At 35.2% G+C, this 4,352-nt stretch carries 5 protein-coding genes and 1 pseudogene; 3 read left to right on the top strand and 3 right to left on the bottom strand.

From position 1 onward, the window contains the following. Positions 1 to 96: 96 nt before the first annotated feature. Entirely contained in the window at positions 97 to 720 is a 624-nt protein-coding gene (locus CP357_RS09595) for an LVIS_2131 family protein (RefSeq protein ID WP_087236369.1), read from the bottom strand. 125 nt (positions 721 to 845) lie between these two features. Here CP357_RS09595 and nrdI point away from each other — a divergent pair, with 125 nt between their 5' ends. Then, on the top strand, positions 846 to 1,292 hold the full coding sequence (gene nrdI / locus CP357_RS09590; RefSeq protein ID WP_098037191.1) for a class Ib ribonucleoside-diphosphate reductase assembly flavoprotein NrdI: 447 nt from the start codon (positions 846 to 848) through the stop codon (positions 1,290 to 1,292). Between the two features lie 2 nt (positions 1,293 to 1,294). Further along, positions 1,295 to 2,230, top strand: coding sequence for a ribonucleotide-diphosphate reductase subunit beta (locus CP357_RS09585; RefSeq protein ID WP_098037190.1), 936 nt, complete (start codon positions 1,295 to 1,297; stop codon positions 2,228 to 2,230). A gap of 165 nt (positions 2,231 to 2,395) precedes the next feature. Here the strand turns inward: CP357_RS09585 and CP357_RS09580 are convergent, their stop codons facing one another. Beyond that, a complete protein-coding gene (locus CP357_RS09580; protein WP_098037189.1) occupies positions 2,396 to 2,752 on the bottom strand; it encodes a hypothetical protein in 357 nt (118 codons plus the stop codon). Positions 2,753 to 3,022: 270 nt separating this feature from the next. After that, positions 3,023 to 3,559, bottom strand: coding sequence for a hypothetical protein (locus CP357_RS09575; RefSeq protein WP_098037188.1), 537 nt, complete (start codon positions 3,557 to 3,559; stop codon positions 3,023 to 3,025). Between the two features lie 104 nt (positions 3,560 to 3,663). On the opposite strand from CP357_RS09575, the pseudogene CP357_RS09570 reads away from it, so the two are divergent. Continuing rightward, positions 3,664 to 4,296, top strand: a pseudogene (locus tag CP357_RS09570) (C39 family peptidase); the annotation flags it as partial. Positions 4,297 to 4,352 lie beyond the last annotated feature (56 nt).

Below are 4,352 nucleotides of genomic sequence, written 5' to 3'. Positions count from 1 at the left end.
TACCCGTGGTCTAGACTTTCACTAGACTAGATGAAATGTCATGCCCGACACACAAGAAAAAATCCTCATTCGTCTTTGAATGGGGATTTTCTTTGCTTATTTTCCTTGCTTGATGAAGCTTTGATCTGGCACCCGGATCAAGTAATAACGCGTTGCCAAATGCCCTGCGTGCATTCCAATACCGTTTTGCCAATTCTTCTTATATGTCGCCGTATAAATGGCTACATAAGCACGTTGATATTTCTTATCCATTTTCTTAAGCGTCTTTTTAACGTATGGAATCTTTTCTGCATTAACATCTAATGCCGTATCACCATACGCAATCGATGCATAATCACTAGACGCCGTGATTTTGCTTCCTGCCTTATAAAAAGTATATGACTGAGAACCGTATCTCTTCTTAGCTGAATCGATCGTGACATAGCTTGAATTGCCAACCCCTGTCTTCATTATCAGCGGTTCATATTTAACGCTTGAAGTAATTCGACTTGCATCTTCCAAATCTGGATTATCCATAAATGTTTGATTAAACATCCAGCCAGCTGCTACAAATAAAATGACCACCTCAACTATATTCAAGATAAAGTTAGGCCAGCTAAAGTGCTTATGCTGTTTAATAATCATCTTAATTCGTCTACGACGAATATTTTGGATAATAAATACTAAATACAGTATGATGGCAACCCAGATTAAGATACCAATAATATTCCAGCTAAACATGACGATTCCTCCTTGCTCTACATTATAGGGGAATTTTTTCAAAATTTGAATAGCTTAACTATTGAATACTTGGGATTTAGGTGAGAAGATAGGCATTGAGTACATTAGATTTATTAGGTAAAAATATGGTAGCAATAGCATTTTATTCAATAACTGGGCAAACTAAACGTTTTATTGATAAAACGCAATTAGAAGCCCATCAGATCAGCGATGCTAAACCCAAATTTGATATGGGTCAAAAGTACATTTTGATCGTTCCTGCATACCAGGATTTCATGATGGATTCAGTCGTTAACTTTTTAACGTATAAAGACAATAAAAAGAATATTATCGGAATTATCGGTTGTGGTAATCGTAACTTCAACGACCTTTTTGCTCAAACCGCGAAGAAGATCGCAGCTACGCTAAAAGTGCCGATTCTTTATTTATTGGAATTTAGTGGCACAAGTGAAGATGTCAAAAACGTTCGCAAGATTGTTCATGATCTTTCTACTGGTGAAAGCAACAAGAAAATCCAAAAACCTAAAGAATTACGTGGAAATATTAGCTTTTTGAGTGATTTTAGAGATTGAGTATGACTGAGAAATATTACGAAGCAATTAACTGGAATGACATGGAGGATCGTGTCGACAAATCCGCTTGGGCGAGACTAAACGATATTATTTGGGAACCTCGCAACGTTCCGGTTAGAGAAGATAAAAAAGAATTTATAAAATTAGATAAGCCAATTCAAGAAGCTTTGCTTCATGCTTTTGGAGCATTGTCTTTCTCGTCTGGCTTACAAATGCGTAACGGTATTGAACAGATTAAGGCGGACGCAATTACGCCTGAAGAATCTGCCGTTTTAAACGCGTTGCAATATTTGGAATCAATTGCCAATAAGGGTTACAGTTATGTTTTGCATGAGTTATCTGATGACAAGACTGTCGAAGAAACTTTGAATTGGGCAAACAATAATCCTTATTTGCAAAATAAGATCCATATTTTAAATAAAATCTATCAAAGTGGAGATGCCTTGCAGAAAAAAGCAGCTGATGTAATTTTGGAAACTGCTCTTTATCACTCTGGCTTTTTCGCCCCACTCTACTTGTTCGGTGACGGCAAGATGGTTAGAACTGCTGAAATTGTTAAGTTAGCCTTACGTGGTACTTCATTCAGCGGTATCTATCCTGGATATAAGTTCCGCTTAGGCTATAGCAAGCTTGGCAAGAATGAACAAGATAGATTAAAGGAATGGATCGACAACTTATACGATGAGTTAGTAGCTAACGAAGAAAAGCACATTCATTTAATGTATAAAGGCACTGGTTGGGAAGAAGATGTCAAACATTACTTCTACTACAGCGTCAATAAAGCTTATCTTAACTTAGGCTTTTCAGGTAAGTATCCTGATACAGCTGATACTATTAACGCGACAATCGAAAAAGGTGTAATTAAGAGTGCCGTATTGGAAGACTTCTTCTTCTACACCAATGACCATTCACTTAATAAATTTAAAGAAATCAAATAATATTAACCTTGATGTACTAAAGATCGAATCAAATTGATTCGGTCTTTTCTTTTGGCAAAAAAAGATCAATCACCTGCAAATATGCAAAATGATTGATCTAAAGTCTATCTATATAAATATGCATTCATTATGTTTAGAATTATTTATTGTTTTGATCTGAAAGAATTAGTCCTTAACAACGTTCTTAACGTTCAACCATTGGCTCTTGTTAATCTTAACGATCTTTTTGCCGTTGGCTTTCTTAACAGCTTTAGCAGTGAAGGTTGAACCCATTGAAACTTTCTTAGCAGTCTTCTTACCGTTAGCGTTTAAAACGTTAACTTTTTGATTCTTGGTGTCTTTTACAACAACGAAAATCTTGTCACCCTTTTTGATTGATGGGTTAGTAGGAGCAACTTCTGAAATACCTAACTTTGGAGCAGTGAAGCTAGCAGCTTGAGCAGCACCAGAACCAATACCCATCATACTAATTGAAGCAACTACAACTGAAACAACTTTAACAATTTTCTTTGAGTCTAACATAATGAATACCTCTATTTTCTAAATCACTTTAACTTGTTGGAACTTTTCGTTCCCTCATTCCTTACATCTTTATTATATAACATGTATTATATAATGCAAGGGCAAAATAAGACTTTTTTAAAAAGAAAATAGATGGCGAAAAAGCTTGCTATAATAACATTTGTTCCAAGTTTTGACTGGAAAAAGAGCAAAAATAAAAAACAAAAATTTTTGTTATCATTACAAAAAAGACCCGAATCACTTAGATTCGAGTCTAAAAACCTTATAAAACTACTTTTTCTTTTTAATTTCTTTTTTAGCAGTTTTGCTCTTCTTTGTTTCCTTCTTAGCAGTCTTCTTTTCTGGCGCTTCATATTTACGCACAACTGTCAGCTTTTCAATGATTGCTTCTACTAGTTGATCTACCACCTTATCAGCATCTTTTTCAACTTCTTCTTCAGTTGCCAATTGATCAATTCTAAAATGCGAAACATTAACATAATCAGACCGCGTTTCAAAATAAACATTAAGCGGATATTCTTGCCCTTCCTCAAAAAAATTGACAATCTTCTCATAATTGCCGTAAGGCAAGTTGATGATATTAGTCTCTAAAGCAAACGTAACCGGACGCTGACCTGTCACTGCCAGCTGAGTTTGCACTAATGAATCATGCTTGAACGCAGCAGCGACTTCCTTAATCATCTTCTCTGCATAAGGCTTGATCTTGCTCTTAGATTTGCTAATATCGCCATATTTTACTGTTTCAAGATCTTGAATGTAATCTTGATTTTCAATTTTATTATTTAAATCTTCTAAATTAATCTTCAAAATAAACTTTCCTTTTTGTTAATTCTACTCACTAACATACTACAAAAAATTTTTTTGTCATCACTTTTTAGAATTCATAATAAGATTTTGCTAGAATAGTACTCATGAAAAATAAAAAAATTAATTTAAAGTACTTATTTTTAATTATTCCAATTGGATTAATATTAGTGCTTAGTCTAACTTACCTTGCAAACAAAAATCAAATTGATGACGAAATTAATTGGATAATGATGAAAGAGAAACAAAAGCTCAATGTTCCTCTAGAAAATCAGCTTCCCGACCTGCCTAACGGCTGCGAGGTAACTAGTTTATCCATGCTTATGAACTATTATGGCATCAAAGTTACTAAAAATGAACTAGCACAGAACATTCAACACGTCGATTCTTTTACCGACAATGGCCGTTATCGCGGTAATCCTAATCAGGGCTTTGTCGGTCATATGACTGTAGCAAATGCCGGCTGGTGCGTTTATAATGGTCCGCTTTATAACGTTGCACGTAAATACACCAACCACATCGTTAATGCTTCCGGCAGTAATTTCCTGAAAATATTAAAACTGGTTTCCGATGGTCATCCCGTTTTAATTATTACTACTACAACCTTTAGCCGCGTCAACAATATGCAAACGTGGGAAACTAACTCAGGTAAGGTGAACGTTACACCATCATCACATGCTTGTGTAATTACAGGTTACAACAAGAAAAAGAAGGTTGTCTACCTTAACAATCCTTATGGATGTCAACTACCCTAGACTGAAGTCTAGGGCTTAGTGGCTCGTTAGCTTACGCTAAC

The sequence above is a fragment of the Lactobacillus sp. UMNPBX6 genome (assembly GCF_002553975.1).
GTDB classification, from domain to species: Bacteria; Bacillota; Bacilli; order Lactobacillales; family Lactobacillaceae; genus Lactobacillus; species Lactobacillus gallinarum.
This window is presented reverse-complemented; position numbering and strand designations above follow the sequence as displayed.